Origin of the sequence: Streptomyces melanogenes, assembly GCF_014649795.1 — a bacterium.
Lineage (GTDB): Bacteria > Actinomycetota > Actinomycetes > Streptomycetales > Streptomycetaceae > Streptomyces > Streptomyces noboritoensis.
Genome location: NZ_BMTS01000001.1, coordinates 657,806 through 684,755, shown reverse-complemented (window position 1 = coordinate 684,755; position 26,950 = coordinate 657,806). Strand labels below are relative to the sequence as shown.

General features: G+C 72.3%; 25 protein-coding genes. 15 read left to right on the top strand and 10 right to left on the bottom strand.

Features of this window, described 5'->3' with window-relative positions:
* The first annotated feature begins 5 nt into the window (after positions 1-5).
* The 4 genes from IE252_RS03135 to IE252_RS03120 are packed head-to-tail and all read left to right on the top strand — an operon-like array spanning position 6 to position 3,956.
* Positions 6-938, top strand: a complete 933-nt coding sequence (locus IE252_RS03135; protein WP_190087646.1) for an ABC transporter permease — start codon at positions 6-8, stop codon at positions 936-938.
* On the top strand, positions 935-1,921 hold the full coding sequence (locus IE252_RS03130) for an ABC transporter permease (protein ID WP_190087645.1): 987 nt from the start codon (positions 935-937) through the stop codon (positions 1,919-1,921). The genes IE252_RS03135 and IE252_RS03130 overlap by 4 nt, the downstream gene beginning before the upstream one ends.
* Positions 1,921-2,979, top strand: coding sequence for an ABC transporter ATP-binding protein (locus IE252_RS03125; protein WP_190087644.1), 1,059 nt, complete (start codon positions 1,921-1,923; stop codon positions 2,977-2,979). Before IE252_RS03130 ends, IE252_RS03125 begins: the two co-directional genes overlap by 1 nt.
* On the top strand, positions 2,976-3,956 hold the full coding sequence (locus IE252_RS03120) for an ABC transporter ATP-binding protein (RefSeq protein ID WP_190087643.1): 981 nt from the start codon (positions 2,976-2,978) through the stop codon (positions 3,954-3,956). The genes IE252_RS03125 and IE252_RS03120 overlap by 4 nt, the downstream gene beginning before the upstream one ends.
* 113 nt (positions 3,957-4,069) lie before the next feature.
* Here the strand turns inward: IE252_RS03120 and IE252_RS03115 are convergent, their stop codons facing one another.
* Both IE252_RS03115 and IE252_RS03110 read right to left on the bottom strand, forming a co-directional pair.
* A complete protein-coding gene (locus IE252_RS03115) occupies positions 4,070-5,773 on the bottom strand; it encodes an MSCRAMM family protein (protein ID WP_190087642.1) in 1,704 nt (567 codons plus the stop codon).
* A 135-nt stretch (positions 5,774-5,908) separates the two neighbouring features.
* Complete coding sequence (locus tag IE252_RS03110; protein ID WP_229847906.1) at positions 5,909-6,604, bottom strand: L,D-transpeptidase family protein; 696 nt, start codon at positions 6,602-6,604, stop codon at positions 5,909-5,911.
* A 191-nt stretch (positions 6,605-6,795) separates the two neighbouring features.
* Here IE252_RS03110 and IE252_RS03105 point away from each other — a divergent pair, with 191 nt between their 5' ends.
* Positions 6,796-7,539, top strand: a complete 744-nt coding sequence (locus IE252_RS03105; RefSeq protein ID WP_229847903.1) for a hypothetical protein — start codon at positions 6,796-6,798, stop codon at positions 7,537-7,539.
* Here the strand turns inward: IE252_RS03105 and IE252_RS03100 are convergent.
* The gene (locus IE252_RS03100; protein WP_229847901.1) at positions 7,472-8,659 is read right to left on the bottom strand and encodes a right-handed parallel beta-helix repeat-containing protein; all 1,188 of its coding nucleotides are present in this window, start codon (positions 8,657-8,659) and stop codon (positions 7,472-7,474) included. The two genes, IE252_RS03105 and IE252_RS03100, sit on opposite strands and share 68 nt — an antisense overlap.
* 336 nt (positions 8,660-8,995) lie before the next feature.
* Between IE252_RS03100 and IE252_RS03095 the strand changes: the two genes are divergently transcribed.
* On the top strand, positions 8,996-10,105 hold the full coding sequence (locus IE252_RS03095) for a Dyp-type peroxidase (protein ID WP_190087640.1): 1,110 nt from the start codon (positions 8,996-8,998) through the stop codon (positions 10,103-10,105).
* A gap of 17 nt (positions 10,106-10,122) precedes the next feature.
* On the opposite strand, the gene IE252_RS03090 is transcribed toward IE252_RS03095, so the two are convergent.
* Both IE252_RS03090 and IE252_RS03085 read right to left on the bottom strand, forming a co-directional pair.
* Entirely contained in the window at positions 10,123-11,109 is a 987-nt protein-coding gene (locus IE252_RS03090) for an aromatic ring-hydroxylating oxygenase subunit alpha (protein ID WP_190087639.1), read from the bottom strand.
* A 103-nt stretch (positions 11,110-11,212) separates the two neighbouring features.
* Complete coding sequence (locus tag IE252_RS03085; RefSeq protein ID WP_101391517.1) at positions 11,213-11,665, bottom strand: Lrp/AsnC family transcriptional regulator; 453 nt, start codon at positions 11,663-11,665, stop codon at positions 11,213-11,215.
* 116 nt (positions 11,666-11,781) lie between these two features.
* Between IE252_RS03085 and IE252_RS03080 the strand changes: the two genes are divergently transcribed.
* Positions 11,782-12,399: a LysE family translocator gene (locus IE252_RS03080; protein ID WP_190087638.1), complete on the top strand. Its 618-nt coding sequence runs from the start codon at positions 11,782-11,784 to the stop codon at positions 12,397-12,399.
* A 51-nt stretch (positions 12,400-12,450) separates the two neighbouring features.
* Here the strand turns inward: IE252_RS03080 and IE252_RS03075 are convergent, their stop codons facing one another.
* Both IE252_RS03075 and IE252_RS03070 read right to left on the bottom strand, forming a co-directional pair.
* Positions 12,451-13,089: an isochorismatase family protein gene (locus tag IE252_RS03075; RefSeq protein ID WP_190087637.1), complete on the bottom strand. Its 639-nt coding sequence runs from the start codon at positions 13,087-13,089 to the stop codon at positions 12,451-12,453.
* 117 nt (positions 13,090-13,206) lie between these two features.
* On the bottom strand, positions 13,207-14,196 hold the full coding sequence (locus IE252_RS03070) for a GlxA family transcriptional regulator (protein ID WP_190087636.1): 990 nt from the start codon (positions 14,194-14,196) through the stop codon (positions 13,207-13,209).
* Between the two features lie 128 nt (positions 14,197-14,324).
* Between IE252_RS03070 and cpt the strand changes: the two genes are divergently transcribed.
* On the top strand, positions 14,325-14,858 hold the full coding sequence (gene cpt, locus IE252_RS03065) for a chloramphenicol phosphotransferase CPT (RefSeq protein ID WP_229847899.1): 534 nt from the start codon (positions 14,325-14,327) through the stop codon (positions 14,856-14,858).
* Between the two features lie 90 nt (positions 14,859-14,948).
* Entirely contained in the window at positions 14,949-15,293 is a 345-nt protein-coding gene (locus tag IE252_RS03060; protein ID WP_190087635.1) for a hypothetical protein, read from the top strand.
* 30 nt (positions 15,294-15,323) lie between these two features.
* Here the strand turns inward: IE252_RS03060 and IE252_RS03055 are convergent, their stop codons facing one another.
* The gene (locus tag IE252_RS03055; protein ID WP_190087634.1) at positions 15,324-16,322 is read right to left on the bottom strand and encodes a helix-turn-helix transcriptional regulator; all 999 of its coding nucleotides are present in this window, start codon (positions 16,320-16,322) and stop codon (positions 15,324-15,326) included.
* A gap of 185 nt (positions 16,323-16,507) precedes the next feature.
* On the opposite strand from IE252_RS03055, the gene IE252_RS03050 reads away from it, so the two are divergent.
* From IE252_RS03050 to IE252_RS03030, 5 genes are all read left to right on the top strand, one after another.
* The gene (locus tag IE252_RS03050) at positions 16,508-16,906 is read left to right on the top strand and encodes a hypothetical protein (protein ID WP_190087633.1); all 399 of its coding nucleotides are present in this window, start codon (positions 16,508-16,510) and stop codon (positions 16,904-16,906) included.
* A 108-nt stretch (positions 16,907-17,014) separates the two neighbouring features.
* On the top strand, positions 17,015-17,179 hold the full coding sequence (locus IE252_RS03045) for a hypothetical protein (protein WP_190087632.1): 165 nt from the start codon (positions 17,015-17,017) through the stop codon (positions 17,177-17,179).
* 303 nt (positions 17,180-17,482) lie between these two features.
* A complete protein-coding gene (locus IE252_RS03040) occupies positions 17,483-18,679 on the top strand; it encodes a transglycosylase family protein (RefSeq protein ID WP_190087631.1) in 1,197 nt (398 codons plus the stop codon).
* 75 nt (positions 18,680-18,754) lie between these two features.
* Positions 18,755-20,179 carry an FG-GAP-like repeat-containing protein gene (locus IE252_RS03035; protein ID WP_190087630.1) on the top strand — a complete coding sequence of 475 codons (1,425 nt, stop codon included), beginning with the start codon at positions 18,755-18,757 and terminating at the stop codon, positions 20,177-20,179.
* Between the two features lie 138 nt (positions 20,180-20,317).
* Positions 20,318-22,447: an FG-GAP repeat domain-containing protein gene (locus tag IE252_RS03030; protein WP_190087629.1), complete on the top strand. Its 2,130-nt coding sequence runs from the start codon at positions 20,318-20,320 to the stop codon at positions 22,445-22,447.
* A 63-nt stretch (positions 22,448-22,510) separates the two neighbouring features.
* Here IE252_RS03030 and IE252_RS03025 read toward each other — a convergent pair whose 3' ends face one another.
* Positions 22,511-23,212: a response regulator gene (locus tag IE252_RS03025; protein ID WP_229847897.1), complete on the bottom strand. Its 702-nt coding sequence runs from the start codon at positions 23,210-23,212 to the stop codon at positions 22,511-22,513.
* Positions 23,209-24,399, bottom strand: a complete 1,191-nt coding sequence (locus IE252_RS03020; RefSeq protein ID WP_190087628.1) for a sensor histidine kinase — start codon at positions 24,397-24,399, stop codon at positions 23,209-23,211. Before IE252_RS03020 ends, IE252_RS03025 begins: the two co-directional genes overlap by 4 nt.
* A 270-nt stretch (positions 24,400-24,669) precedes the next feature.
* Here IE252_RS03020 and IE252_RS03015 point away from each other — a divergent pair, with 270 nt between their 5' ends.
* Positions 24,670-26,895 (top strand): MMPL family transporter, encoded by a 2,226-nt coding sequence (locus tag IE252_RS03015; protein WP_190087627.1) that lies wholly within the window; start codon positions 24,670-24,672, stop codon positions 26,893-26,895.
* The last annotated feature ends 55 nt before the right edge of the window (positions 26,896-26,950 follow it).

Genomic DNA, 26,950 nt, shown 5'->3' with positions numbered 1-26,950 from the left:
GGATCATGACCACCACCCTCGCACCGGCGGCCGCGCCGACGGGCCGCGGCCCCTGGCAACTGGCCCGCGCGGAACTGCGCCGCCGCACCTCCGTCAAGATCTCCCTCGCCGTCGTGGCGCTCTTCCTCGTCATGGCGGCCGCCGCCCCGCTGCTCAGCAGGCTCGGCGGCTGGTCGCCCGAGGAGTTCGACAAGACCGCCGTCGACCCGTACCTGGGCGGTCAGCCGCTCGGAACCCTCGGCGGCATCTCCGCCGACCACTGGCTGGGCGTGGAACCCGTCACCGGGCGCGACCTGTTCGCCCGGGTCGTGCACGGCGCCCAGGTCTCCCTCCTGATCGCCTTCGCCGCGACCGCGATCGTCGTGGTCGCGGGGACGGCCGCCGGGATCGCGGCCGGCTACTTCGGCGGCCGCACCGACGCGGTCCTGAGCAGGCTCATGGACCTCACCATGTCCTTCCCCTCCCTCATCTTCATGATCGCGATGATGTCGGTGGCCAAGGACGTCAACCGCATCGCCCTGATGACCGCCGTGATCGGCCTGTTCGGCTGGCCCGGCATCGCCCGGGTCGTGCGCGGCCAGACCCTTTCGCTCAAGCACCGCGAGTACGTCGACGCGGCGCGGGTCAACGGCTCGGGCTCCTGGCGGATCCTCACCCGCGACATCCTGCCGGGCGTCGCGGGGCCCGTCATCGCGTACACCACCCTGATCATCCCCGGCATGATCGCCACCGAGGCGGCCCTGAGCTATCTCGGCGTCGGTGTCCGCCCGCCCACGCCCTCCTGGGGCCAGATGATCGCCGAGAGCGTCGCCTTCTACGACACGGACCCCATGTACTTCGTCATCCCGAGCGCCTGCCTCTTCCTCACGGTGCTCGCCTTCACCCTGCTCGGCGACGCGCTGCGCGACATCCTCGACCCGAGGGGAAGCCGCTCATGATCCTCTACATCGGCCGCCGGCTGCTCGGCGTGACCGGCGTCCTGATCGCGATCGCCGCCGTCACCTTCACCATCTTCTACGTGCTGCCCTCCGACCCGGCCGCCGCCGCGTGCGGCAAGTCGTGCAGCGTCGAACGGCTTGCGGCGATCCGCACCCACATGGGCCTGGACGAGCCGGTCTGGAAGCAGTTCTGGGAGTTCGCCTCCGGGATCTTCACCGGCCGCACCATGGGCAGCGGCCAGTACGCGCTGCACTGCGACTTCCCGTGCCTGGGCTACTCGTACGAGAACAGCGAGTCGGTGTGGGGGCTGCTCATGGACCGGCTGCCCGTCTCCGCCTCGCTAGCGCTCGGCGCGGCCGTCCTGTGGCTGGTGCTCGGTCTGTCCGCCGGGGTCACCGCGGCGCTGCGCAAGGACACCCTCACCGACAAGGTCCTGATGGTCGGCGCGGTCGCCGCCGCCTCGCTGCCCGTCTACTTCACCTCCATGATGCTGATCTACGGCCTGATCAGGACCGCCGGGCTGCTGCCGTATCCGCAGTACGTGCCCTTCGGCTCGGACCCGGTCCACTGGGCGTCCAACCTGCTGCTGCCCTGGCTGGCGCTGGCCGTCCTGTACGCGGCCATGTACGCGCGCCAGAGCCGCAGTTCGATGATCGAGACCATGGCGGAGCCGTACATCCGCACCGCCCGCGCCAAGGGCCTGCCCCGCCGCACGGTCGTGGTCAAGCACGGCCTGCGGGCGGGGATGACGCCGATCCTGACCATCTTCGGGATGGACCTGGGCGGGCTGCTCGCGGGCGCGGTGATCACCGAGTCCATCTTCGGACTGCCGGGCATCGGACGTCTCTTCTACGGTGCCCTGTCCAGCGGGGACCAGCCCGTCATCCTCGGCGTGACCCTGCTGGCCGCCGCCTTCATCGTCGTCGCCAACCTGGCCGTCGACCTGCTCTACGCCGTCGTCGACCCGCGAGTGAGGTACTGATGGACGCACCCCGCCCCACCGCGCCCGCGGATCCACGGCAGGCGACACCCCTGCGGGACGCGGGCGAGCCCCTACTGTCCGTGCGGAACCTGAGCGTCACCTTCCCGACCCAGCACGGTCCCGTACGGGCCGTCGACTCCCTCGACTTCGACGTCCACCGGGGCCGCACCCTGGGCATCGTGGGCGAGTCCGGCTCCGGCAAGTCCGTCACCTCCATGGCCGTCCTCGGCCTGCACACCGGCGCCCAGGTCACCGGCTCCATCACGCTCGACGAGCAGCAGCTGGTGGGTCTGACGGAGCGTGAGCTGAACCGGCTGCGCGGCCGCCGGATGGCGATGATCTTCCAGGACCCGCTCTCCAGCCTCCACCCGTACTACACGGTCGGCGAGCAGATCGCCGAACACCACCGCGTCCACTTCCGCTCCGGCCGCGCGGTGGCCCGCCGCCGTGCGGTGGAGATGCTCGCCGAGGTCGGCATCCCGGAGCCGCAGCGGCGGGCGGGCGAGTACCCGCACCAGTTCTCGGGCGGTATGCGCCAGCGCGTGATGATCGCGATGGCGCTGGCCTGCGAGCCCGAGCTGCTGATCGCGGACGAGCCGACCACCGCGCTCGACGTCACCGTGCAGGCCCAGATCCTGGAGCTGATCGCCCGGTTGCAGCAGGACCGGGGGCTCGCCGTCGTGATGATCACCCACGATCTGGGGGTGGTGGCGCGCGTCGCCCACGAGGTCCTGGTGATGTACGGCGGCCGGGCGGTCGAACAGGCCCCGGTGGACACCCTGTTCGCGGCCCCGGCCCACCCCTACACCCGCGGCCTGCTCGACTCGCTGCCCCGCCTCGACGACCCCGACGACGCACCGCTGCGGGCGATCCCCGGCAGCCCCCCGTCGCTGCTCACCCCGGCTCCCGGCTGCGCGTTCGCACCCCGCTGCTCCCGGGCCGCGTCGGCCGCCGCCAGCGAGCGGCTGCGCTGCCAGACCGAACCGCCCGTGCTCTCCGGACCCGCCGGCCACGCGTCCGCCTGCCACCTCCCCACGTACGAAGGCGCCCCTTCATGACCACAGCGACCCAACCCCTGCTGTCCGTACGGGACATGACCAAGGTCTACCCGGCCCGGCGGCGCGGCTCGGCTCCCGTCCGGGCGGTCGACGGTATCAGCTTCGACGTCGCGCCCGGGGAGACGCTCGGCCTGGTCGGCGAGTCCGGCTGCGGCAAGTCCACCACCGGCCGCACCATCGTGCGCCTGCTCGAACCCTCCAGCGGCTCGATCACCTACGACGGCCACGACATCAGCCACCTCTCCCAGCGCGAGCTCAAACCGCTGCGCCGCGAGATCCAGATGGTCTTCCAGGACCCGCACTCCTCCCTCAACCCGCGCCAGACCGTCGCCCGGATCATCTCCGACCCCCTTCTGGTCCAGGGGAGTTCGGCGGCGGACGCGCGTCGGCGGGCCTCCGAACTGATGGAGCTGGTGGGGCTCATCCCCGAGCAGATCGACCGCTTCCCGCACGAGTTCTCCGGCGGCCAGGCCCAGCGCATCGGCATCGCCCGCGCACTGGCCACCGGGCCCCGGCTGGTCATCGCCGACGAGCCCGTCTCGGCCCTCGACGTGTCCGTGCAGGCCCAGATCGTCAACCTGATGGAACGGCTGCAACGGGAACTCGGGCTAGCCTACCTCTTCATCGCCCACGACCTGTCGGTGGTCAAGCGGGTCTGCGACCGGGTCGCCGTGATGTATCTGGGCCGGATCGTCGAGATCGGCGCGAAGGAGCGGGTGTACACGGCCCCGGCCCACCCCTACACCCGCGCCCTGCTCTCCGCCGTCCCGCTGCCCGACCCGGCCGCAGAGCGGGCCCGCGAACGCATCACGCTCCTGGGCGACCCACCGAGCCCGGCCGCGCCCCCACCGGGCTGCACCTTCCACCCCCGCTGCCCCAAGGCACAGGACAAGTGCCGCAGCGAGGCGCCCGTACTGCGGATCGCAGCGCCGGGCGAGGCACGCCAGGTCGCCTGTCACTTCCCCGAGGCGGCCTGAAAGCACGGATCGGGCGAGGTGGCGGTGGAGCCATGAGGACGGGCCCCCGGGCGCGCGCGGATGCGCTCGGGGGCCCGTGCGGCCCGGATCAGGTCAGGTCAGGCCGGGTCAGCTCAACGCGGCCCGCCCTTGCCTCCCTTGCCCTTCCCCTTGTCCGGCTCGCCCCTCTGGTTCACGAGGCTGATCTCGATGCCCTGCTCGGCGTCGGCGGCCGTCACCGTGTACGGCCCGGTCACCGGCTGCTCGGGCAGGCGGTAGCCCTCGGGCACCGCGGTCTCCCGCAGGTAGTAGGTGCCCAGCGGGAGGCCGGTGAAGGTGCAGTGGCCCTGCCCGTCGGTGGCGCAGGCGGCGCCGTGCTTGGTGTCGGGGGTGGTGCCGCCGGTCTGCAACCCGCCGGTGCCGTTGGTCTCCTGCCACAGCTCGAACGCGGCGCCCCGCAGGGGTTCGTGGGAGGTGGCGTCCCGCTTGGGGACCTTGAGCTTGCCCTGGACCGGGTGGTTGTCGACGGTGATCGCCACCCCCTTCTCGGCGTCGGCGGCCGTCAGGCGCAGCGGTCCGAAGACGTCGGGCACGGGCAGGACGTGGCCGTCGGGGGCCTTGGTCTCCTGCCAGTAGTACGACCCGAGCGGCAGGTCCGTGACCGTGCAGGTGCCGTCCGCGCCGGTCGTGCACGCGGCGCCCTGCCGGGTGTCGGGCCCGTCCCCGGTGGTCTGCAGGCCGTCGTGCCCGTTGGTCTCCCGCCACAGCTGGAAGACCGCTCCCGGCAGCGGTCGGCCCGTCCCGGCGTCGTGCTTGACGACGCTCACCCGTCCCTTCGGCGGGATGTAGTAACCGGCGTCGTGGGTGTGGTCGTTGTCGCCCGCCGCCCCGGCCGTGAGCCGGTCGATCTGGGTGCGCGGGTCGGGGTCGGAGTCGACGGACCGGTTGTGTCCCTGGTCCTTCGCCGTGGGGACGAGGTCCCGGGGCGCGGGTTTCTCGGGGATGCCGCCGGTGTCGGCCGTGGTCACGTCGAACCTGATCTGGTACTCGGTGTGCGGCTTGACCTGGAAGTAGTACTCGCCGCGCGCATCGGTCCTGGTGCGGTCGACGACCTTGCCGCCCTTGTCGAGCAGCGTCACCCTCGCGCCGGGAATGGGCTCCTCGGCCGGCCCCTGGATGCCGTCGCGGTCGCGGTCGAACCAGACCCGGTTGCCGATCTGCACCGGTGCCTCGTCGCACAGGAGCTCCAGGTCGCCCAGGCCGTTGGCCTTGCCGAAGGACCCCCTTCCGCCGTCCACTTCGTAGTCCTCGGAGCCCGCGCCCGTGGTGTTGTCGAGCTTGCGCACACCGCCGGTGAAGATGTCCAGCGGGTCGACGATGGTCGCCACGGTCGTGGTGAAGCGGGGCGCGAACGCGAGGCCGCCCTGGAGCGACTCCGCGAGCTGGCCGAGCGTGGAGTCGTCGTAGTAGTACTCCTTCCCCCCGTCCTGCTGCGGCGGCGCGCTGCCGTTGACGAAGTGGTTGGGGCAGTCCGCGGAGGTGCTGTCCCACACCCACTCGGCGCCCTTCTTGCACACCCGGGTGACGTCGCCCATCGCCGGGAACAGCGAGCGCTGCGTGACGGGGATGCCCCTCTCCCCGACCTCCAGGGCCGGGGTCCAGCTGCCGTCGGAGTCCACGTCCCGTACCACCGTGACGTCGACCGTGCCGTCGGCGCGGGCCGCCGGGCCGTGCGCCGCCGTGGTGGCGGCGAGGAGGGGAGCGGCCAGCATGAGGGCGGCGCCGCCCGCCGCCCAGTACCGGATCCGGCCCGAGGGAGGCCGTGGGGGATGTTCCATCGTGATGTCTCATTTCCGCCGACACCTGATACGACGAATTGAATGAACATCACACCGCGGGTCCCTCCCGATCGACAGAAGTGATCATGCCGAGGACTCACCCGTGCGCCACGGCGGATTCACCCGGCCGATCCTTCACGTCGCGGGTTTGCGCCCCCAGATGAAGACGGCGTCGCCGACGTCGGTGGTGTTCCACAGGAGCTCGGCGTCGCGCAGGTGCAGGTTGATGCACCCGGCCGAGCCGCCGCCGTTGAAGAGGTCGCCGTAGACGCCGTGGAAGGCCTGGCCGCCGGAGAAGTACTGGGAGTACGGCATGGGCGCGTTGTCGTACAGCTCGGAGTGGTCGTCGATGCGGCGCTCGGTGATCTCGTGCCAGCCGTTGCGGGTCTGCTGGCCCCAGCGCCCGGTGCGGACCGCGACCGCCGGGTAGATGACCTGGCCGTCGCGCTGCACCCACAGGAGCTGCCGGGCGAGGTCGACGCAGACGAGCCGCTCCTGCCGGTGGGGACAGGTCCCGTTCTTGTTGGGGGCGCGGCGTTCCTCGATCACCAGGGCGGTGCGGTAGGTGGCCAGGCTCGCGAAGCCGTCGGCGGGCAGGACGCCGTTGCGTTCCTGGAAGGCGCGGATCGCCTCGCAGTCGGCACCGGACTGGCGTCCGTCGGCGGGCAGGCGCAGATACTGCTCCAACTGCCACTGGTACGGGCCGGTGTCCGCGGTGCACGCGGGTGCGGGCGCCGCGGCGGCGGGAGTCGGGGCGGCCACCCCGACCAGGAGGGCCGCGAGGGCGGCCCCGCATATCGAGGAAAGCGGGCGGCGTATGAGCGGCGTCACGGCGGCTCCTGCTGGCTGCGGCGACGGCATCGGGCACCGCCGCCCTGCCACCATTCGAGCACGGCGGACCCGGGCCCACCGTGGCGAAGGGGCCATCCGGGTGCCACCGCGGGCGCGACCGCTGCGCCTGAACGGCCCACGCGACCGTGTCACGCGCCTCCTTCGCACCCGGCCGGTGGTGTGCTGACGCGGTGATGGGACATACGGCCCGCCGGGCCCTGCGCCACGGCGGCTGCGCCGCGCTGCTCACGGCGGCGCTGTTGATCGCAACGACGGCGTGCGGTGCACCGGACCAGCGTCGGCCGGTCACCTTGGAGGAGGCCCAGCGGCTGGCGCTGGCCCGGCTGTCGGTGTACGAGAGCGGCCCGGCGTCGGTCCGGCTGAACGTGCCCGCGGCGGACACCGACGTCGGCGTCGAGGCCGTGGTCGACTACGCCGCCCACCGCGCGCTGGGCAGCTATCGCGCCCTGGGCCGGGACGGCCGGGTCGCCTGGGACGCGGCCGGGGTGGCGGTGGCGCCCGGGGGCCGCGCGGAACGCCCGGGCGCCGCACCCCGCTGGTCCCGGCGTTCCTACACCCGCGACCCGGTGGACCGCGCGCTGCGCCTGGTGCTGGCCCTGGGCAGCGACCGCCCCGAGAACGCCCAGCTCCTGGCCCAGTCGGGCCCCCAGTGGCTGGGCGAGAGACGGCTGCGGGGCCACACCTACACGCTGTTCGCCGGTCCCCGCCCCGCCACCCGCACGTTCAGCAGCACGAAGCCGTCGGGCCCGCCGAACTCGCCCGTGACGTACTGGATCGACGAGAAGGGCGGGCTCGGCCGGGTCGAGGCCGTGCTCAGCCGTGGGGGCGACCCCGTGACGGTCGACTTCACCGGGCGCCGCGCGCCGCTGCCGCCGGGCCCCTGGCCCTCCCCGGCAGCCTCGACACCGGCGTGACGCACGCGGCTACGCGGAATCCGGCGGCAGCGGATAGCCCCGCGCCTCCGGGCAGGCCCACGGCCGCCCGCGCCGGCGCGGAGGACGCCCGGGGCATGGACCGCTGGGGCGGCGGGGCGGGCACCAGCCGGAAGGACAGCCCCGCCGGTGCGGCCACGGCGGGCACCGACCCGGGCACCCGCCACTGCCCCGCCGGACGTCCGCAGCGCGCCACCTCGGTGAGGTCCGCCGGGGAGACGCGGTCGGACGTGTTGGCGTCGAAGCAGTTGCCCGCGACGGCGGAGGTGGCGAGCACCAGGTCGGTCCCGTTGCCGCTGACCCGGTTGTCCCGTACCGCGTTGCGGGCGGCCGGATACCCGGCGACATCGGTCAACAGCACCCCGGCCCGGCGGTTTCCGCTGATCAGATTGCGCTCGACGGTGTTGTCCGTGCCCCCGCCGAGGCCGATCCCGGTGCCGTAGCCGCCGTCGGCCTGCTCGGGGCTGCGGTCGTCGTTGTTGTCGGTGAAGGCGTTGCCGGTGAACACCGCGCGGTGCTGGGGTGCCAGGGCCTCCAGGTCGTTGAAGTTCACGGTCGCCCCGACCCGGTTGTGGCGGGCCGTGTTGCCCAGGACGTACAACTCCTCGGAGGCGTTGGTGACTTCGATGCCGACGGCGTTGTGCTCGACGGTGTTGCGCCGCACGGTGGTCAGACACGGACGGCACTGGCCCACATAGATCCCGGAGTCGGCCTGGCCGGAGGCGTAGGAGTCCTCGATGATCCCCTCTCGGGCGTCGAACGCGTAGATGCCGTACAGCGCGTTGTTGTGCGCCGTCACGAAGGACGCCCGAAAGCCCTTGAGCGGGGGGTACGCCTTGGTGTCGAGCCGTTCGTAGCCCGCTCCCCCGGCGCCGCCGGTGTGCCGGGACGCGTCGGTGACGCCGGTGAACAGCACACCGTTGGCGAGGTGGTTGCGGACCGTCAGGTTCTCCACGGCCGACCCTGCCCCGGTCACGGTGACGCCGTTGGCGCTGCGGAACTCGCCGTCGATGACCGTGCCGTTGCGGTCCGCGCCGCGCAGGACGACGCGGGGCGCGGCGACCGTGACGCTCTCCCGGTAGACCCCGGGCGCGACCAGCACCAGGTCCCCCGGGGCGCGCGCGGTCCACCGCCTGCTGGATGGACCCGAAGTTCTGCGGTACGCGCAGGGTGGCGGCCGGGCCGTGACCGGGCGGGGCGGAGTCGTCCACCGGGCCGGAACACGCCGGAACGAGCAGGAGCAGCGCGGCGGCGGGCAGACCGAGCCGACGCCGCGTCAGAAGACGGGAAACGAGAGCGAGCACGGCGTCAGGTGTATCGTGCCAAGCGCCGTGAATGCGAACTACACCCCTTATACGACTACTTGTCATGTGATGGGCAGGGACAGCATGCCGCACGCGCTCGCAGGCCGGGCTTCGCCGTCGCCCGGGGATCCGACGTGACACCGCCCGTCGGCGGTGACGGGCCCGCCCGGCGTGAGCTGCTCGGCGGGCTGGCCGCCCTGGGCACGGCCGCCGCCGTGACCGGCTGTCAGGGATCCCCCGCCCCTGTCCCCGGCCCGCCCTCGCAACCCGGCCGCCAGCCGGGCGTGACGGACCCGCAGCCTCCCCGAGTGCTGCTGCTGTCCTACGACTTGAGCCCCGGTACACACGGGGCGACGGGCCGGGACGCCGTGCGCCGTATGTTCGCCGCGTGGACGCCTCCGCTCACCGCCCGGCCGGCCGGCCTCCGTGACGGGCCGAGCGTCACGGTGGGCTTCGGCCCCGCCTTCTTCTCCCGTCTGGGCGCACGGGCGCCGCAGGCGCTGCGCGACCTGCCCGCCTTCGCCGGTGACCGGCTGCGCCCCGAAGCCGGGGGCGGCCAGCTGTTCCTGCAGATCTGCGCCGCCGCCCCGACCGTCTGCGCCGACCTCGCCCGGCGCCTGGAACGGGCGGCGCCGGGCGTGCTGCGCCCGCGCTGGCACCAGGCGGGCTTCCTGCCCGCCACGCCGCCCGGAGAGACCCCTCGTAACCTGTTCGGCTTCAAGGACGGCACCGCCAACCCCAGTGCGAAGGAGGCCGAACGCTGGGTGTGGCTCGGCCCCGGGCCCCACCACAACGCCACCTACCTGGTGGTGCGCCGCATCCGCCTGGCGACGGCCGAGTTCGGCGCGCTGCCCGTCGAGCGCCAGGAGCGTGTGATGGGCCGCCGCAAGGCACACGGCGGCCCCCTCCAGGGCGGCCCCGAACACACCGAGGCCGACCTCTTCGCCAAGACGCCGCAGGGCGGCTATCTGCTCCCCGCCGACGCCCACGTCCGCCTCGCCCACCCCCGGTTCGACGGCGGCGCCCGGATGCTGCGCCGGGGGTACTCCTACGACAACGCCCCCGACGACCAGGGTCTGCTCTTCCTCGCGTACATGAACGACCCGAACCTGTTCACCCGCGTGCAGCGCCGTCTCGCGGGCCACGACGCGCTCGGCGCGTTCGTCGAGCACTACGGTTCCGCGCTGTTCTTCGTCCCGCCGGGCGCGGCTCCGGACCGGCCGCTGGGCAGCACGGTCCTGTAGGCGGCGGCCGCACGGCCCTACGCCAAGCCGCCGTCGGGGTAGAACTGCCGGGCCCAGCGCCGGAAGCGGCTGATCATCTCGTCGCCGCGGGCCAGCCGGGGGTGCGGCTCGTACCGCTTGTGGTTCCAGATCGGGATGTCCTGCTCCAGCAGTTCGACGGCCGCCCGGCGCACGGCATGGGCCGCGATCCCGGTGAGCGGGGTCCGCAGGAGGCCGGGGCCGGGGAAGCGGCGCCGGTCGGTCACGGTGCAGGAGGCGGCGCAGCGCAGCCGGGACTCCCAGGGGCCGATGGGCGTCGGCAGGCTCCACAGGTGGAACAGCAGGCCGAAACGGGGCAGCGGGAGCCGGGTGAGCAGGATACCGAGGCCGCCCAGGAGCACCTCCTGCCGGGTGCCGGCGAAGAGGCGCTCCGCTCTGGGGTGGCGTTCGACGCCGAAGCTCAAGTGCAGCCGGAGGAAGGGCCCTTGGACCTCCGGCGGGGCCACTTCCCGCGCGGACGCGCCGTGCAGGGCGGCCAGGTGCCGGTAGTCGACGATGTTCTCGATGACCTCCTGCGGGTGGGTGGCCACGTCACGGGTCCACCAGGAGGTGGGGACCGCCGTGCCGAGCTCGTCCGGGAGTTCCCAGCCGGGCCTGGCTCCCTCGTGGCCGTACCAGACGAACAGCATGCCGTTGCGTTCACGTACGGGCAGCTGGGCGAGGCGGGCGCGCGGCGGCAGGCTGCCGGGGGCGCTCACGCACGTACCGTCCGGGGCGAACGCGAAGCGGTGGAAGGGGCAGAGGAGGTTCTGGCCCTCGACCGTCCCACCGATGCCGAGATGGGCACCGAGGTGGGGGCAGTGGGGCCGTACGGCGTGGGCCGCGCCGGGCACTGTCCGGTAGAGGACGACGTCCTCACCGGCCAGCGCGCGGGTCAGCACGGCCCCCGCGGCCAGCTCGTGGGACGGGGCCAGGCAGAACCAGCCGGAGGGGTAGGGCAGGGCGGTGTCGGCTGCCGGATTCACCCTGCGAATCAACCAGACGGCCGGGGTGCCGGACAGGGCGCGAAGGCAGGGCCGCCGGGGCTCTCGCCGTGCCGGAGCGCCCCCGCACGCCGGTTCGCGCCGCCTACTCGGGCAGGGGCCGGTCGTGGACGACCTTCTTCATGACCAGGGTGGACGTCAGGCGCTGGACTCCGGGGAGCCGGGCCAGCTGCTGGTCGTAGAGCTGCTGGTAGGCGGCCAGGTCGGTGGTGGCGACGCGCAGGAGGTAGTCGGGTTCGCCGAACAGGCGCTGGGCCTGGATGACGTGCGGGACGGCGCTGACAGCGTCCTCGAAGGCCGTGACGGTGTCGGGGTCCTCCCAGCGCAGGGTGGCGAAGACGAGGGCTTCGAAGTCCAGGCCGACGGCGGACGGGTCGACGACCGCGCGGTAGCCGCGGATCGCGCCCGCGCGTTCGAGGTCCCGTACCCGGCGGTGGCAGGGCGAGACGCTGAGTCCCACGCGCGCGGCCAGCTCGGTGACCGTCAGACGGCCGTCGAGCTGGAGCTCGGTAAGAATTTTTCGATCCAGGGCATCCATGGAGAAGATTCTCCCTCACCAGACGCGATCATGGAGTAATTAAGCAAACACTTTCGGGCGGATCCACCCTAGTCTTCCCTCTCGTCACAAGGAACGCGAGAGGGAACGATCGATCGATGGACACGACGACGGTGGCGGCTTTCCTGGCGGTGGACCTGCTGCTGGTGCTGACCCCGGGCGCGGACTGGGCCTACGCGATCTCGGCGGGGCTGCGGGACCGGTCGGTCGTCCCGGCGGTCGCCGGGCTGATAGCCGGATACGCCGGGTACACCCTGCTCGCCGTCGCCGGTCTGGTGGTGATCGTGGCGAGCTCGCCCACCGTGCTCACCGCGCTGACCGTCGCCGGGGCCGGATATCTGGTGTGGCTGGGCTGGGGCGTGCTGAGGAAACCGGCCGCGCCGGCCGCCGCCGAGGAGGCGATGGGGTCCTCCCGCTTGCAGATCATGCTCAGGGGCGTCGGGATCAGCGGCCTCAACCCCAAGGCGCTGCTGCTGTACTTCTCCCTGTTCCCGCAGTTCATCGACACAGCGAAGGGCTGGCCGGTGGCCGCGCAGACGGGCCTGCTCGGCACCCTGCACATGACGGCCTGCGCCCTGGTCTACCTCGCCGTGGGCGTCCTGTCCCGTACGGTCCTGAGGGCTCGCCCCTCGGCGGCCCGGGCCGTGACCCGGGCGTCCGGCGCCATGATGATCGCCATCGGCGGGGTCCTGCTGGTGGAGGGGCTGGTCGCCTGACGCGGTGCGCGGCAGAACAACCCCCTCTGCCGCGCACCGCCCACTGTCGGGTCAGGCAGGAAGTGCCTCCACCGTGGGAACGACCGTGCCGAACAGGTCCGTGATCGTCGTCAGGGCCGCGGCCTGGAGGGTCGACGCGGGCAGGACCGTACCGTCGGGCGCGGCGAGCGAGCGCGTCGCGGTGGTCTCGGCGACGACCGTGGGGCGGTAGCCGAGGTAGAAGGCGCCCTGGGCGGTGTAGTTGACGCACATGTGCGTCATGAACCCGGCCAGGACCAGCGCCTTGCCGCTGCCCGGCGCGGCACCCAGCTCGGTCAGGGTCTTCTCCAGCTCGGTGGCGTGGAAGGCGTTCGGGACCTGCTTGACCACGACCGGCTCGCCGTCCACCGGAGCCACCTCGTCGCTGATGGCGCCGATGTGGGCGCGGATGTCGTACGGGGTGTTCTCCCCGCCGTCGTTGATGATGTGGACGACCGGCGTACCGGCGGCGCGGGCACGCGCCAGCAGGCGGGCACCGGCGGCGACGGCTTCCTCCGCGCCGTCGAGGGTCATGACGCCCGTGCGGTAGGTGTTCTGGAAGTCGATCATGATGAGGACGGACTCGCTGAGCCTCGGCGGCTGGTTGTCCAGGCCGCTCAGGTCCCGCAGGGTCGTGGAGGGCTGAGCCGTCTCGGGGTTGATCGCGTTCATGGAGGCAGTGCCTTTCTTGTCTCGGATGAATCTCGGATGAATGCGGGCATGGCGAAGCGCCGTGTCGCGCTCGCGCGCCCGGGTCTGGGGTGAGTGGGAAGGGTGGGGAGGGGTGGGTCAGGTGGTGGTGCGGAAGCGGCGCCGGTATGCCGCAGGCGTGGTCGCCAACTGCCGCTTGAACGACCGGTGCAGGGTCTCGGCCGAGCCGAGCCCGGACGCGGCCGCGACCTGGTCGAGCGGACAGTCGGTGGTCTCCAGCAGGCGCCGGGCCGCCTCCACCCGGGCGGCCTCGACGTACGTGGCCGGGCTGGCGCCCGTCTCCTGTTTGAAGACGCGCGCGAAATGCCGCTCGCTCAGGCACATCCGGGCGGCCAGGGCCTGCGCGGACAGGTCCTCGTCGAGATGGTCGGCGATCCACAGCCGCAGCTCGTCGATGTCACGGCGGGAGGCGGCGGGCCGACTGAGCGGGACCGAGAACTGGCTCTGCCCGCCCTGCCGCTTGAGGTACATCACGAGCTGCCGGGCCACCGCCAGCGCCACGTCCTCGCCCAGGTCCTCGGCCACCAGCGCCAGCGCGAGGTCCAGGCAGGCGCTGATCCCGGCCCCGGTCCACACCCGGCCGCGGTCGGTGCGTACGAAGATCGGGTCCGCGTCGACGGTGACCTCCGGGTGGTCGGCGGCGAGCTGGGCAGCGGTCGACCAGTGCGTGGTCGCCGTCTTCCCGTCGAGCAGCCCGGCCGCCGCGAGCAGGTGCGCACCCACGCACACGGACGCGACCCGCCGGGCGTACGGGGCGGTCTCCTTCACCCACGCCACCACCTCGGCGTCGATACGGGCGACGGGACCCTCGTCGGTCATGTCGACCGCGCCGGGCACCAGCAGGGTGTCCACCTGCCCGCCGACCTCCGCGAAGCCCAGATCGGCCAGCAGCCGCACCCCGGCCGACGTCCGCACCTCGCCCGCGACCGGCCCGGCCAGCCGGACCTCATAACCGGCCCGGCCCCCGGTCTCCCGGTTGGCCAGGGCGAACACCTCGGCCGGGCCGGTGACGTCGAGGAGGTCGACATCGGGGAAGACCGCGATGACGACGCGGTGGGTGAAGGACATGCCTTAATCCTCACCGCCACCACCGATGACCGCAATGACGGTTCCCTGTCACATCCGGACACGCCGACGTCCGGCCGGGGAGGGAAATTCGGTCCGCATCACCGAGACAGGCGCCGTACTGTGTCGCGGTGACGACTCAGATGATCATCCTCAACGGCGGCTCCAGCTCGGGAAAGACCGGGATCGTGCGGTGCCTGCAAGCCGTACTGCCGCATCCCTGGCTGGCGTTCGGAATCGACTCGCTCGTCGACGCCCTGCCCGCGAGCATGCAGACGTCGCCGGACGGCATCGGGTTCGAGGCGGACGGCGCCGTGACGATCGGGGCCGACTTCCGGGCGCTGGAGGCGGCCTGGATGGAAGGCGTCGTGGCGACGGCCCGGGCAGGTGCCCGGGTCATCGTCGACGACGTCTTCCTCGGCGGAGCCGCCTCCCAGCAGCGCTGGTGCGAGGCCGTCGGCGACCTGTCCGTGCTCTGGGTCGGCGTCCGGTGCGAGAGCACGGTCGCCGCCGCCCGTGAGACCGCGCGGGGCGACCGGACCCAGGGCATGGCCGCGTCCCAGGCGCACATGGCACACGAGGGTGTCGTCTACGACATGGAAGTCGACACCACGCACGCGGAGTCCCTGACGTGCGCCCACGCCATCGCCGTTCATGTCCTCTGAGCGGCTGCGCGACGATCCCCCAGCTACTCACGGCGAAATGAGTAGCCGCCCCCACGCGCCCCGATCACCCCGCCCCCTAGCCTCTCGATCATGAGCTTCGAGCAGCAGACCCCCACCACGTCCGCCCAGGTGACGACGGAAGCACAGGAGTGGACGGGCACGACGTCGATGGTGATGGGCACGGTCGCCCTCGCGTTCTTCGGGTGTCCGTGGCTGCCCGACGCCATCCCGCCGCAGATCCGTCACGTCCCCCTGTACCTGACCGTGCCGCTGGGGATCGCCGCGATCATCTACGGCACCGGGGACCTGCGTCACCTGCGGGGCGAGGAGGGCGTCGACCGGCGCCGGGCACGCGCCGGGGTCGCGCTCGGTCTGACGGCCGTCGCGGTGCCGCTGGCCTTCATCGTGTGGGCGTGGGCGTCCTTGAGCGAGTGACGTTACGACGGGCGCGTGCCCCGAGGCGCGTCAGTTCGGGGTCGACGGCAGCCAGCCGTGCTGCACCGAGCGCACACCCGCCTCGAAACGGCTGCGGGCGCCCAGGCGTTCCATCAGTTCGGTCGCGATGCGGCGGGCGGTGCGCTGGGAGACGCCGAGCCGCTTGGCGATGGCCTCGTCGGTGTGCCCCTGGGCCAACAGGGCGATGGTGGTGGCCTCCTGGGGGCTCAGCCCCTTCGTGTCCCTGGGGGCGGCCGCGCCGAGGGGCTGGGCGCCCGCCCAGGTGCTCTCGAACAGCGCGCACAGCGCCGTGAGGGTGCCCTGGCCGGTGAGCAGGACGGCGCCCGCGCCGGTGTCGTCGCTGCTGACCGGGATCACCGCGGTGGAGCAGTCGGTGATGATCATCCGGGTGGGCAGATCGGGCACGGTACGGACCTGGCCGCCGAGCCCGGCGAGCCAGGTGGCGTACTCGACGGTGGGCTGGTCGTTGCGGACGCTGCTGAGGTACAGCGTGCGCATCCGCACGCCCCGGCGCAGCAGTTGCTCATCCAGCGGCCGCGACGCCCGCATCTGGGCTTCCGGCTGGGCGCCGCCGGGGGCGAAGGACATGACCTCGGTGGTGACGTCGCGGGTGAGGCGGGCGAGGCAGTCGCGGATCTGATCGATGCCGATGAGCTGCTCCACGCCCGGGCTGGACGCCGCCGGGCGCAGATCCGCGTACTCGGCGATCAGCTGGGCGGCGACGGCGCGGGACTCCTCCAGGCGCTGCTGCTGTGCGGCCAACTCCGCCTGCTGACGGGCCATGAGGATTTCCATGCCGATGTCGGGCGACACCGCCCGCAGGCTGCCCTCCCGCTCGGCCGACGGCCGTACGAGGGCGAGCTCGCTCAGTACGTCCAGGGCGTCGCGTATCTCGTCCTCGGGCCGCTCCAGCCGGGCGACGAGCTCGGCGACCCCGCCGCGCGGATCGGCGAGCATGGCTCGGTAGACGGATTCCGCCGCCGCGTCGAGCCCCAATGCGGTGAGCATCGAGCAAACCCCCCTCAAAACCGGTGAAACAACCCCCCGGGCCTGAAGGGATCATGCCACGTCCAGGTATATACCTCCGAAGCCTCTGTGCGACAGACATCCGTGCTGGACGGAAGCGGCCTTGGCCGGAAACGTCCACCCGGCGTGGCTGGCGTGTGAGTTGGCCATTTGGAAGAGTTCGATCCATGTATCTCGTCCATGCCAGTCTTCGCGGGCCGCTCGACTCCCGCCTCCCTGACGAAGCGCGCTCCCTGGTGCGTTCCCAGGCCCGGGACGAGGACGGCATCGAGCACGTCGCCGTCCACCCCGACGCCCAGCCCCATCCCGTGATCGGCCTCTATGTACGGGCGGACGGTCTGGCCGCCGCCGAGGAGCGGGCGGCCGAGGTGTGCCGACGGGCCCTGCGCTGCCCCGAGTTCGGCGGCTGGTGGCTGCTGGGCGCACGGGTCCCGATGGTCGCCCCGTTCTACGAGTCGCTGCTGTCCGCTTCCGGCCCCACGGAAGCGGCGGCGGACGGAAGCGGCCATGGCCCGTTGGGGCCACGGGAAAACCCTTCCGCCCAGTCCGACCAGCGACGAAAGTAGTTCTCGCCAGCAGGGAACACCGCCCGGCAGGCCGGAACCGGACAGCGTCACCGCGGGATGCGAACCGGTTCCAGATCGCCGACACACCATCAGAAAAGGACTCTCGTCATGCTTCGCACCTCCGTCGCCCGGGCCGCCGCGGTCACCGCCCTCCTCGTCTCCGCCCTCGGCGTGGCCGCCGCCTCCGTCGGAACTCCGTCGTCCGCCGGGCCGCACGCCGCTCCGGTCCCCACCACGACCGCCGTCACCCTGCAGACCATGGGTTGGTCGTAACTCTCGGGCCCGGAGCCCTCGTTACGGCTCCCGGTCTCCGCTTCCGTCGACTTGCTGCAATACACCGCCCTCGTTGAAGCGCGGTACAGCTTGTTGAAGCGCAGTGCCGCACCAGCTGTTCCTGCAGGGCAGCTGTAGCAGCCCGCCGCCCCGGCCGGTCCCCGACCGACCGATGTCACGCCTGCGGCCGTGCCGTCCGCGCACCGCCGTCCTCTCCGCCACCGGCCCGTGCCTCCGTCATGCCCTGCGCCGCCCGGTCCGCGTCTCTTCTTTTCTTTCTCTCCGCCCTTGTGAGGTTCCGTCATGCCCAAAACACCCCGCACTTCGTCCCGTACGGCCAAGACCGCCACCACCGCCGCCCTGGCCCTCGCCGGGGTGACCCTCTCCCTTGCCTCCGCCGGATCCGCGAGCGCCGCCTCCCTAGCCACATGGGACAAGGTCGCCCACTGCGAGTCCACCGACGACTGGCAGATCAACACCGGGAACGGGTTCTTCGGCGGTCTGCAGATACTCCTGTCGACCTGGAACGCGTACGGCGGCCGCCAGTACGCCACGTACCCCCACCAGGCCACCAAGCAGCAGCAGATCCTCATCGCCGAGAAGATCCTCGCCGGGCAGGGCGCGATCGCCTGGGGCGGCTGCGGGGCGAAAGCGGGGCTCGCCAACGACCACGCCACTCCGTACCCGACCACCCCGCCGGCGCCCGTCGGCATGGTGCACCTCACGGCCGCCGACTTCACCGGCGACGGGAAGAAGGACCTGGTGGGGGTCGAGTCCGCCACCGGCAACCTCTACCTGTACCCGGGCAACGGCGACGGCACGCTCGGCGACCGCGTCCGCATCGGCTCCGGCTGGGGCACGATGAGCAAGCTTGCCGCCGCCGACTTCACCGGCGACGGCAAGGCCGACCTGGCCGCCGTCGAGAACTCCACCGGCGACCTGTACGTCTACCCCGGCAGCGGCACCGCGGGCGGTATGAACACCTTCGGCGAGCGCCTCCAGATCGGGGCGGGCTGGGGTGCGATGCGCGACCTCACCGCGCTCGACACCAACAAGGACGGCAAGTCCGACCTACTGGCCATCGACTCGGGCGGCGCGCTGTGGGCCTACCCGGGCAGCGGCAGAGCGGCCGGGATGAACACCCTCGGCGACCGCGTCCAGATCGGCTCCGGCTGGAGCACCATGGCCGAACTCGCCAGCCCCGGTGACCTGAACGGGGACGGCACCGCCGACCTGGTCGCCGTCGACCCGGCGGGCGCGCTGTGGAAGTACCCCGCCAGCGGATCCCTCAACGGCATGAACACCCTCGGCGACCGCAACCGGATCGGGACCGGCTGGAACTCGATGCGCCAGCTCGTCGGCGCGGACTTCAACGGCGACGGCAAGGGCGACCTCGACGCGGTCGAGGCGCCGACCGGCTCCACCGGCAGCTTCTACTTCTACCCCGGCAACGGCAACGGCGGTTTCGCCGACCGTGCCGCGATCGGCAACGGCTGGTAGCCACACCGCCGTTCACCTCCCCTCTCACTCAGACCCCCGCTTTCTCACACCCTTTCACTCACAGGAGACTCCGCCATGTCCAAGTTCACCCACGTCAAGAAGTCCGCTCTCGCCGCCCTGGCCGTCGCGGCCGCCGTCACCGGTCTGAGCGTCAGCCCGGCGCAGGCCGACGCCGGTTCCTCGATGGCCACGCTCGCCCGGGCCGAGGTCGGCAACGGCCCCTGTGCCCACGGCGGCTACTGGAGCCACACCAACAACCAGGGAAGCAGCTGCGACGGCCGGGGCGGAGCCTCCCAGGCATGGTGTGCGGACTTCGTCGGGTGGGTGTGGTCCCACTACGACGTGGCGCGTCTCGCCTCGCTCACCGACGGCGCGGTCAGCTTCTACAAGTACGGCGTGGCCAACAACACCCTGCACAGCACCCCGAAGGTGGGCGACGCGGTCGTCTACGACTACAACGGCAGCAACTGGGCCGCCCACGTCGCCATGGTGACCGGCTTCAACGGCACCACTGTGACGATGGTGGGCGGCAACGAGGGGCACCGGACCCACCCCGACGGCATCGTGCAGACCGAGTCGACCACCGACTGGCAGGTGGGCAAGGCCCCCTGGGGCCAGACCATCAGCGGCTACATATCGCCGGTCCTCAACAGCGACTCCTCCGTGACCCCGGCCGACGCGGGCATGACCCACCTGGCCGGCGGCGACTTGGACGGCAACCGCACCCAGGACGTCCTGGCCACCGAGACCACCACCGGCGACCTGTACTTCTACCCGGGCTCCGGCGCCGTCAACGGCAACAGCACCCTCGGCCAGCGCGTCAAGATCGGCTCCGGCTGGAACACCATGACCAACGTGACCGTCGGCGACTTCACCGGGGACGGCAAGGCCGACGTCCTGGCCACCGAGAGCGCGGCCGGCGACCTCTACCTCTACCCCGGCACCGGTGCGGTCAACGGCATGGGCACCCTCGGGGACCGGGTGAAGATCGGCTCCGGCTGGTCCGGGATGCGCGACGTGGCCCGGATCGACGTCAACAAGGACGGCAAGGCCGACGTCGTCGCCGTCGAGACCGGCACCGGCAACCTCTACGCCTACCCGGGCACCGGTGCGGTCAACGGGATGAACACCCTCGGCGAGCGCGTCCAGATCGGCACCGGCTGGGGTGCGATGAGCCAGATCGTCACCCCGGGCGACCTCAACTCCGACGGCGTCGACGACCTGGTCGCCCGGGACGAGAGCGGCAACCTGTTCGCCTACCCCGGCTCCGGCAAGCTCAGCGGTATGAGCACCCTGGGCGACCGCGTCCAGATCGGCTCCGGCTGGAAGTCGATGACCAACCTGGTCGGCGCCGACTTCAACGGCGACGGCAAGGGCGACCTCGGCGCCGTCCAGGCCACCGCGGGCAGCACCGGCACCTTCTTCGCCTACCCCGGCACCGGCACCCTCAACGGCATGAACACCCTGGGCGACCGCGTCCAGATCGGCACCGGCTGGTAAGGCGTCCCGCGTCGAAGAAGCCGACGCCCCCTCGCACCCGGGGCCGCCACCGCAGCAACCAGGCGGTGGCGGCCCCGCCGCACAGTCCCCCGCCCCGGATCACCACCACCCCGGCATCCGACAAGGAGCTCCACCGCCATGGCCCGACCACGCCCCACCCACCGCATCCGCACCCGCGCGAGCAGCACCGCAGGAGCGGCCGTCGCGGCCCTGGCGGCGCTGCTGTCGCTGAGCAGCGCGTCCCCGGCCGCCGCCGGTGCCCCCACCGTCCCGGACGGGGGGATCGCCACGTACAACACGGTCACCCGGATCGGCACCGACGGCCTGGGCCTCCAGGGCGACGGCGGTCGCGAGAAGGGGCGCGTCGCCGCCTTCGAGTCCGCCCACCCCGCGCTCCAGCGGGTCAAGGCCGCCGACGTGCTCGCCAACACCGTCGGCACCACCGCGGGCCGACCCCTGTGCCACACCTCCCGCGTCGCCGGCGCCGAGGGCTTCTGCTGGTCCCCCGAGGACGACGCCAGCGGCTCCTGGATCCCGCAGGGCCTCACCGGCTCCGGCGAATCCCCCCAGTCCCAGACGCTGGTCAACGGCCGCAAGGTGCTCATCGCCAGTTGGTACGGCCCGAACGGGACCGAGCGGATCACCTTCGCCGACGTCACCGACCCGGCCCACGTCACCTACCGGCACGTGCAGTTGGTGGCCCTCGACGACGCGGGCGGCAACTTCGTCCCCATCGTCCAGGGGCATGCCCACGGCGTGGTCTGGTCCGGCAGCAAGCTGTACGTCGCCGGCACCGGCAGCGGCCTCGACGTCTTCGACCTGAACGACCTGTGGAAGATGGACACCACCTCCGACTCCGCCGTCGGCCTGGACGGCTCGGGCAGGGCCCACGGCAACGGGCACACCTACGTCCTGCCGCGCCAGGGCAGCTACGCCTACACCGGGGCGGGCGACGGCTGCGGTTCGTACGCCGGTGTCCCCCAGCGCCCCTGCATCACCTCGGCCTCCCTGGACCTGACCGGCTCCCAGCCCGCCCTGGTCACCGCCGAGGGCGATCCCTACAAGGTGGAAGGCGACTTCGGCCGGGCCACCGCGCCCGTCGTGCGCTGGCCCATCGACCCCGCCACGGGTGCCCTCAAGGCCGACGCGTCGGGCCGCGTGGCGGCCAGTGAGGCCTTTGCCTCCCCGATGGGCGGTGCCCAGGGCATCGCCATGAACAAGGGCCGCTTCACGATTTCGGGCCCCTGCCCCGAGTTCGTCCCCGCCGAGCACCAGGACCCGAAGACCGTCCACAACTTCGAGAACTGCCTCTACCACGCGCGGCCGGGCGAGCCGGTGCGGCTGGTCACCCGGGCGCCCGTGAACCTGGAGAACCTCTCCTACTGGCCCGACTCCGACCAGCTCTGGATGCTCAACGAGGTCCCGGGCGGCCGTGTCGTCGAGCACACGCCCTGGCCCGGCGAGCCCGCCCGGGCGGGCATGACCGAGCTGACCGCGGCCGACTTCACCGGTGACGGCAAGAAGGACGTCGTCGGCGTGGAGGCGAGCACCGGCAAGCTCTGGCTCTACCCGGGCACCGGGCGCGGCACGTTCGGCGACCGTGTCCAGATCGGCTCCGGCTGGGGCGCGATGGGCAAGCTGGCCGCCGGGGACTTCACCGGCGACGGCAAGGCCGACCTGGTCACCGTCGAGGCGGCCACCGGCGAGCTGTACGTCTACCCCGGCACGGGCGGCGCGAGCGGAATGAGCACCCTCGGCGACCGCGTCCGCATCGGCACCGGCTGGAACACCATGCGTGAACTGACCGCCCTGGACCTCACCAAGGACGGCCGGCCCGACCTCGCCGCCGTCGACGTCAACGGCGCGCTGTGGGCGTACCCGGGCAGCGGCGGCGCGGCCGGGATGAACACCCTCGGCGACCGCGTCCAGATCGGCTCCGGCTGGGACGGCATGACCGAACTCACCAGCCCCGGCGACCTGAACGCGGACGGCGTCGCCGACCTGATGGCCGTGGACCGCACCGGCGCACTGTGGAGCTACCCCGGTACGGGCAGGCTCAACGGCACCGCCACCCTCGGCGACCGCACCGCGGCGGGCACCGGCTGGAACACCATGCGCGGGCTCGTCGGCGCGGACTTCACCGGCGACGGCAAGGGCGACCTCGCCGCGGTCGAGGCCCCGTCCGCCGCCACCGGCGCCTTCTACCTCTACCCCGGCACGGGCAACTCGGCCCTGGGCAACCGCACCCAGATCGGCACCGGTTGGTGACCCACCGCTCCCCCGTATGCCCGGCCTCCGCGCCGGGCATACGGCGTTGCGCACGCCCGGCGACTAGCCCGGCCGCCCCACCTCGACGACCCCCGTCTCGTACGCCACGATCACGGCCTGGGCCCGGTCGCGGACGCCGAGTTTGCCGAAGAGGCCGGTGATGTGGTTCTTGACGGTGGAGCCGCTGACGCCCATCGCCTCGGCGATCTCCGTGTTGTCGAGGCCGGTGGCCATCAGCCGCCACACCTCCGCCTCGCGCGGGGTGAGACCGGCGATCTGCGCGCGGGGCGGCGGTCCGGGACGCTCCGGCGTCCTGACGTACGTGGAGATCAGCCGGGTCAGCAGCCGGGGCGCGACGGCCGCCTCGCCCGTGTGCACCACCCGTACCGCCGCCACCAGTTCCTCCGGTGAGATGTCCTTCGGCAGGAACCCGCAGGCTCCGGCGCGCAGCGCGGCCACCACGTACTCGTCCATGTCGAAGGTGCTCAGCGCCAGCACCCGGCATTCGGGCAGTTCCGCCGCGAGGCGGCCGGTGGCGGCGACGCCGTCGAGCACCGGCATGCGGATGTCCATCACGACGACGTCGGGGCGCAGCCGGTGAGCGAGGGCGACGGCCTCCTCGCCGTTGCCCGCCTCGCCCACCACGTCGAAAGCCGGGTCAGGGGTGAGGATCAGCGCGAGTCCACGCCGTACGAGCGGCTGGTCGTCCGCGATCAGCACCCTGATGGCCCGCGTCGTCGTCATGTCGTCCGTCGTCCCGTTCATCGCAGCGCCCCCGCCTCAGCCGTGAGCGGCAGCCGTGCCGCCACCCGGAATCCCGCCTCGTCCAGAGGACCGGCCTCGAACGTGCCGCCGTGCAGCGCGGCCCGCTCCCGCATCCCCACCAGGCCGTAGCCGGAACCCGACGCGGTGCCCGCTCGCACGAGTCCCGCGTCGGCGCCCGTCCCGTCGTCCGAGACCTCCACCGCCACCCCGTCCGGCTCGTACGTCAACCGCACCTGGGCGCGTGCCTCGCCCGCGTACTTGCGCGCGTTGGTCAGCGACTCCTGCACGATCCGAAAGACCGTCAGACCCACGCTCGGCGGCAGCGGCCGCTCGCTGCCGCGTACGTCGAGTGCGGTAGGGAGCCCGGCCCGGCACGACTCGGCGACGATGCGCTCCAGGTCCGCGATGCCGGGCTGCGGCGCGGTCGGTTCGGCCTCCGCCTCGTCCCCGGCGCGCAGTACGTCCAGGAGCTGGCGCATCTCGCGCAGGGCCATGCGCCCGGAGCCCTCCAGTTCGACCAGTGCCTCCCTGGCCACCTCGGGATCACGGGCGAGGTTGGCCCGGGCGCCTCCGGCCATCAGCTGCATGGTGGTGATGTGGTGCGCCACGATGTCGTGCAGCTCCCGGGCGATGCGCCGCCGTTCGGCCGCCACGGCCCGGTCCGCGAGGAGGCGGCGGTTGGCCTCGATGTCCCGCTGCCAGCGGTTCATCACGGCCCCCGCGATGATCACGATGACGGCGGCGAGCGCATTGCCCACCAGCTCCAGCAGCGAGAGCCGCGGCCACTTCGTCCAGTCCACCAGGGCCGTCACCGCTGCCACCGAGGCCGCCGCCGCCACGGGCGCGCCGGTGAACCGTACGACGGAGTAGAGCGCGACCACCACGGAGGCGCCGAAGTGCAGTGACGTCGGTACGGTCAGGTTCAGCCCGAGGCCGAGCAGGAGCACGGCCGCGAGCACGGGCACCGGCGCGCGGCGCCGCGCGAGCAGCGGCAGCGCGGAGACCACCACCAGCACACAGCCGGCCACCGGGACGTCGCCCTGCCCCGCCAGACTGGCGAAGGTGAAGCTGAGCAGGTCCATCACCCCGGCGCCGACCGCGACCAGGCCGTCGTTGCGCGACCAGGGCAGCGCGTCGCCGCCCTGCCGGGTCTCGGGGGCCCGGGGAGCGGGGCGTGTGGTCACCATGAAGGTCCTGACTCTGTGCGGGGCGGTCCGGGCCGCCGATGGTGCGCCACGACCCCCTGTTGCATGATCCCAGTCTCGCACCGGGAACGCGGCCCGCCCCGGGCCCGTGGTCCGATTCCGCTGTGGGAGCAGGGTCCCAGTCGGCGCTCCCGCCCACCCCACGCTCCCGGGGTGCTTCTCCTCCCGTGCTCGGACGACTGCGTCCCGCCGCGCTGATGTGCTGGTCACCGGCCCACAACGCCGTACCCCCAGCCATCTTCGGAGGACACAGTGATCCGCGCTCTGACCGGGTTTTCCACCCGCAACCCATGGAAGGTCATCGTCCTGTGGGCGGTGGTGGGCATCTTCCTCACCATGCTCGGCCAGGCGCTGCTCTACCGCGTCACCCAGAGCCAGAGCGGGGACTTCCTGCCCGCGAAGTACGACTCGGCCGCCGCGCTCAAGGTCGCCGAGGAGAAGTTCGGGGCCAAGCCCGACGCCAACGCCGTGACCGTGCTGGTCGCCCGGGCGGACGGCGAGGCCCTGACCGCAGCCGACCAGCGGCGCGTCGGCGACATCGCGGCGGAGCTGGGCCGGCGGCACGTCAAGATGCCCGAGCCCAGCGGGGACCAGCCGACGTTCCTGGCCCAGGACTACTCGCAGACGCCCAAGGTCAGTCCCGCCATGGTCGCTCCCGACCGGGCCTTCGAGCTGCTCTCGGTGCAGTTGACGGGCAACTCCACGGATCCCGGCATGCACGACCTCTACCGGGCCTTCCGCGACGACGTGAAGCGCGAGTTCGCCGGTGCCCATATGCGTACCGGCTTCACCGGCGGGCTCGCCGACCTCGTCGACACCACGGAGGCGGAGGAGACCACCACCTCCGTGGTCAGCGCGCTGATGGTCGGCCTGATCGTGCTGATCAACATCTTCGTGTTCCGCAGCGTGCTGGCCGCGTTCGTGCCCCTGCTCGCGGTCGCCGTCATCAGCGGTGCGGCGCTGGGCACGGTCGTGGGCGTCGCGCTGCTCACCGGCATCGACCTCGACACCTCCACTCCGAGCCTGATCGGCGTCGTACTGATCGGCATCGGCGTCGACTACTTCCTCTTCCTCCTCTTCCGCTTCCGCGAACAACTGCGCGCCCACCCCGACCTGCCCGCCCGTGCCGTGGCGGCGGAGGTCACCGGCCGGGTCGGCACGGCGATCACCTCGGCGGCCCTCACCATCGTCGCCGCCTTCGCCACCCTGGGCATCGCGGCCTTCGGGCAGTTCCGCGTCCTCGGCCCCGCCGTCGCCGTGTCGGTGCTCGTCATGCTGCTGGCCAGCCTCACCTTCATGCCCGCGCTGCTCGCCGTCTGCGGGCGCAAGATGTTCTGGCCCTCGCGCGCTCTTCGCCGCGAGCCGCGGCCGGGCACCGCCGGGCGCGTCGGTGATCTGGTCGCCCGCCGTCCCTTCGCGCTCGTGGTGGGCTCCGTCGCCCTCCTCGGCGCGCTGGCGGCCTCAGTCGCCGGGATCCACATGGACTTCGACCAGACGGGCGGCGACAAGGACACCCCGGCGGCCGCCACCGCCGCCGAGATCAACCGCGCGCTGCCCGCCGGAGTGTCGGATCCGACCACCGTCTACGTCACGGCCGACAAGGGCCACACGCTGACCGTACGAGGTATCGACGCCCTGCCGAAGGCGCTCGCCAAGGTCGAGGGCGTCGGCCAGGTCGGGGGGACCGTCCTCAACCAGGACCGCACGGCGGCCCGCATCGACGTCTACCTCACCGCCGACACCCAGAGCCAGCGGGCCCGCGACCTCGTCTCGGGGCCGGTCCGCGACACCGTCGCCCGCAACACGCCTGCCGGTACGGAGGCCCATGTCGGCGGCACAGCGGCGATCTTCGCGGACATCTCCACCGCCGTCGACCACGATCTGAAGACCGTGTTCCCGGTCGCCGCGGGCCTGATCGCCCTCATCCTGATCGTCCTGCTGCGGAGCCTGCTCGCGCCGGCCGTCCTGATGATCGCCGTGGGGCTCGGCTTCGCCGCGACGCTGGGCGCCTCCGCGCTGGTCTTCCAGCACCTGCTGGACAAGCCGGGCGTCAACTTCGTCCTGCCGCTGGTGCTGTTCCTCTTCGTGGTCGCCCTCGGCACCGATTACAACATCCTCATCAGCGACCGCATCCGCGAGGAGATGGAACGCCCGGGCCCGGCCCGCGCCGCCGTGGCCCGCGCGGTACGCCACACGGCTCCCGCCATCGCCACGGCCGGTGTGGTCCTGGCCGGTTCGTTCGGCAGCCTCGCGGTGAACTCGGCCCCCGCCACCCAGCAGATCGGCTTCGCGACGGGCCTGGGCATCATGCTCTCCGCCTTCGTCCTGTCCATCGTGCTGGTGCCCGCGCTCGCCGCCCTGCTCGGCCGAAGCATCTGGTGGCCGGTCCGCCCGGGCCGTACCAAGGGCCGCCACCAAGCCGATGCTTCGCCCGAAGCCCTGAATCACGGTTACATAACGAGTGATTCCAGCATGTGACATGTGCCATTGCACATGTCACATCATTTCTCTGACTCCGTCGCGCCGCCCCGGC

What these genes read in the sequence shown, in the direction of transcription:
- IE252_RS03125 (WP_190087644.1), top strand. Translation starts at nt 1,921, where the DNA reads ATGGACGCACCCCGCCCCACCGCGCCCGCGGATCCACGGCAGGCGACA.
- IE252_RS03075 (WP_190087637.1), bottom strand. Translation starts at nt 13,089, where the DNA reads ATGAACGCGATCAACCCCGAGACGGCTCAGCCCTCCACGACCCTGCGG.
- IE252_RS03135 (WP_190087646.1), top strand. Translation starts at nt 6, where the DNA reads ATGACCACCACCCTCGCACCGGCGGCCGCGCCGACGGGCCGCGGCCCC.
- IE252_RS03120 (WP_190087643.1), top strand. Translation starts at nt 2,976, where the DNA reads ATGACCACAGCGACCCAACCCCTGCTGTCCGTACGGGACATGACCAAG.
- IE252_RS03080 (WP_190087638.1), top strand. Translation starts at nt 11,782, where the DNA reads ATGGACACGACGACGGTGGCGGCTTTCCTGGCGGTGGACCTGCTGCTG.
- IE252_RS03130 (WP_190087645.1), top strand. Translation starts at nt 935, where the DNA reads ATGATCCTCTACATCGGCCGCCGGCTGCTCGGCGTGACCGGCGTCCTG.
- IE252_RS03020 (WP_190087628.1), bottom strand. Translation starts at nt 24,399, where the DNA reads ATGGTGACCACACGCCCCGCTCCCCGGGCCCCCGAGACCCGGCAGGGC.
- IE252_RS03085 (WP_101391517.1), bottom strand. Translation starts at nt 11,665, where the DNA reads ATGGATGCCCTGGATCGAAAAATTCTTACCGAGCTCCAGCTCGACGGC.
- IE252_RS03045 (WP_190087632.1), top strand. Translation starts at nt 17,015, where the DNA reads ATGCTTCGCACCTCCGTCGCCCGGGCCGCCGCGGTCACCGCCCTCCTC.
- IE252_RS03070 (WP_190087636.1), bottom strand. Translation starts at nt 14,196, where the DNA reads ATGTCCTTCACCCACCGCGTCGTCATCGCGGTCTTCCCCGATGTCGAC.
- IE252_RS03050 (WP_190087633.1), top strand. Translation starts at nt 16,508, where the DNA reads ATGTATCTCGTCCATGCCAGTCTTCGCGGGCCGCTCGACTCCCGCCTC.
- IE252_RS03040 (WP_190087631.1), top strand. Translation starts at nt 17,483, where the DNA reads ATGCCCAAAACACCCCGCACTTCGTCCCGTACGGCCAAGACCGCCACC.
- IE252_RS03030 (WP_190087629.1), top strand. Translation starts at nt 20,318, where the DNA reads ATGGCCCGACCACGCCCCACCCACCGCATCCGCACCCGCGCGAGCAGC.
- IE252_RS03035 (WP_190087630.1), top strand. Translation starts at nt 18,755, where the DNA reads ATGTCCAAGTTCACCCACGTCAAGAAGTCCGCTCTCGCCGCCCTGGCC.
- IE252_RS03115 (WP_190087642.1), bottom strand. Translation starts at nt 5,773, where the DNA reads ATGGAACATCCCCCACGGCCTCCCTCGGGCCGGATCCGGTACTGGGCG.
- IE252_RS03055 (WP_190087634.1), bottom strand. Translation starts at nt 16,322, where the DNA reads ATGCTCACCGCATTGGGGCTCGACGCGGCGGCGGAATCCGTCTACCGA.
- IE252_RS03060 (WP_190087635.1), top strand. Translation starts at nt 14,949, where the DNA reads ATGAGCTTCGAGCAGCAGACCCCCACCACGTCCGCCCAGGTGACGACG.
- IE252_RS03025 (WP_229847897.1), bottom strand. Translation starts at nt 23,212, where the DNA reads ATGAACGGGACGACGGACGACATGACGACGACGCGGGCCATCAGGGTG.